2 protein-coding genes are annotated in these 1,915 nt (G+C 70.3%); both read left to right on the forward strand.

The features are described from left to right. Positions 1-62: 62 nt before the first annotated feature. Positions 63-1,220, forward strand: coding sequence for a glycosyltransferase family 4 protein (locus MJ783_RS16640; protein WP_239311366.1), 1,158 nt, complete (start codon positions 63-65; stop codon positions 1,218-1,220). Positions 1,221-1,256: 36 nt separating this feature from the next. Beyond that, complete coding sequence (locus MJ783_RS16645; RefSeq protein WP_239311361.1) at positions 1,257-1,868, forward strand: hypothetical protein; 612 nt, start codon at positions 1,257-1,259, stop codon at positions 1,866-1,868. Positions 1,869-1,915: the final 47 nt, after the last annotated feature.

The following is a 1,915-nucleotide window of genomic DNA, read 5'->3' on the forward strand; positions in this document are numbered from 1 at the left end:
GAGCGGGCCGAGCCTGGGGGAAAGCCGGGATCGGCCGGCCCGGCGGCGACCGGAGCGGGAACATGAAGATCGGTCTCGCGTGTCCCTACACCTGGGATGTGCCCGGGGGGGTGCAGGTGCACGTGCGGGACCTTGCCGAGACCCTTATCAGCCTGGGCCACGACGTCTCGGTCATCACTCCGGTGAACAACGAGAGCACCCTGCCGCCGTACGCCGTGGACGCGGGCCACGCGGTGCCGGTGCCCTACAACGGCTCGGTCGCCCGGCTGCTGATGGGGCCGGTGTCAGCGGCCCGCGTGCGCAGGTGGCTGCGGGAGCACGATTTCGACGTGCTGCACGTCCACGAGCCCACGGCACCCAGCGTCAGCCTGCTCACGTGCATGCTTGCCGATGGTCCCATTGTCGCCACGTTCCACACGTCCAACCCGCGTTCGAAGATTCTTACGGCCGCTCACGGCGCGTTGCAGCCCTCGATGGAGAAGATCCGGGCGCGGATCGCGGTGTCCGAGGCGGCCAGGCGAACGATCGTCGAACATCTCGGCGCGGACGCGCTCCTCATTCCCAACGGTGTGGCGGTGGACGCCTTCCGGGACGCCACGCCGCTGCCCACCCGTCCACCGGGTGACGCGACCGTGGTCTTCCTGGGGCGTATCGACGAGCCCCGCAAGGGCCTGGACGTGCTGCTGGCGGCGTTGCCGGCCCTGGTGGCGCGGTGCGGGCAGGCGCGCCTGCTGGTCGCTGGCCCAGGCGACGGGGAGGCGGTACTCGATCGGGTTGACCCGGGCCTGCGGGAGCGGGTGCGGTTGCTCGGCCTGGTCTCCGACGCGGACAAACCCCGGGTGTTCCGTTCCGGGGAGGTCTACTGCGCGCCGAACACCGGGCAGGAGAGTTTCGGCATCGTCCTGCTGGAGGCGATGGCCGCCGGCACACCGGTGGTGGCCAGCGACATTGACGCCTTCCGCCGCGTTCTCGATGACGGCCAGGCTGGCCGGCTGTTCCCAGCTGGGGATGCGGCAGGGCTCGCCCACACGCTTGCCGAGCTGCTGGCCGATCAGGCTGAGCGCAACCGCCTCGCCGAGCGGGGCCGTGCGGTGGTGGCCGCCTACGACTGGCCGGCGATAGCGAAACGTATTGCCGGGGTGTATGAGATGGTTGCCGGTGACGTGCCCGTGTCGGTGGCGGTGAGTCCTGATTCTGAAACGATGCGCCATTCTGCTTGATCGGAGTCAAGCCCCCCGGCGCGAGATCATTCGCCGTTGACTACGCTGCGCGAGGTGCTCCTAGTCGTCCTCACGGTCGTGGTCATTGTTCTGATCGCCACCTACCTCACCTGGCTCGCGAGCCGTCTGGACCGTCTCGCTGTCCGGGTCACCGACGCCCGTGCGGGTCTGACCAGCCAGTTGGCGCTGCGGGTAGCCGCGGCTGGGGAACTCGCCCGGCAGTGCGAGCTGACGGAACTGGGCGCGGCGGCCGCCCGGACGCGGGCGGCCCAGGCGGTCCTCGCCGCTGACAGCCCGCTGGACGACGCCGAAGCGGTGGAGAACAATCTCAGCCGGGCACTGCGGTCACCCGCTGTCGCCGCGACAGCCGATCGCGCGCCCGACGCTCTGCACGCGGTGGACGTCGCCGCGGCGCGGGTGGCCCTCGCCCGCCAGCTGTACAACGACGCGGTTCGTGATGTACGGGCCTTGCGGGGCAGGCGGCTGGTCCGGGTGCTGCGACTGGCCGGGCGCGGGCAGCTGCCCGCCTACTTCGAGATCGACGACGCCCTCCCGCCGCGCGGCGGCGGAGACGGGAAGAACGACGGTGACGAGAAAAATACCGGTGACGGTACGTTGAATGGTGATATGACTGGATTTGCCCCTTAGCGGTCGCCGCCGGACGGTATGAGCGGCGGCTGCCCGCGTCCCGTCAG

Source organism: Protofrankia sp. Cj3 (genome assembly GCF_917627355.1).
In the GTDB taxonomy this organism is placed as follows: domain Bacteria; phylum Actinomycetota; class Actinomycetes; order Frankiales; family Frankiaceae; genus Protofrankia.

Coding starts and splice junctions, on each gene's coding strand:
- MJ783_RS16640 (WP_239311366.1), top strand. CDS start 63: ATGAAGATCGGTCTCGCGTGTCCCTACACCTGGGATGTGCCCGGGGGG.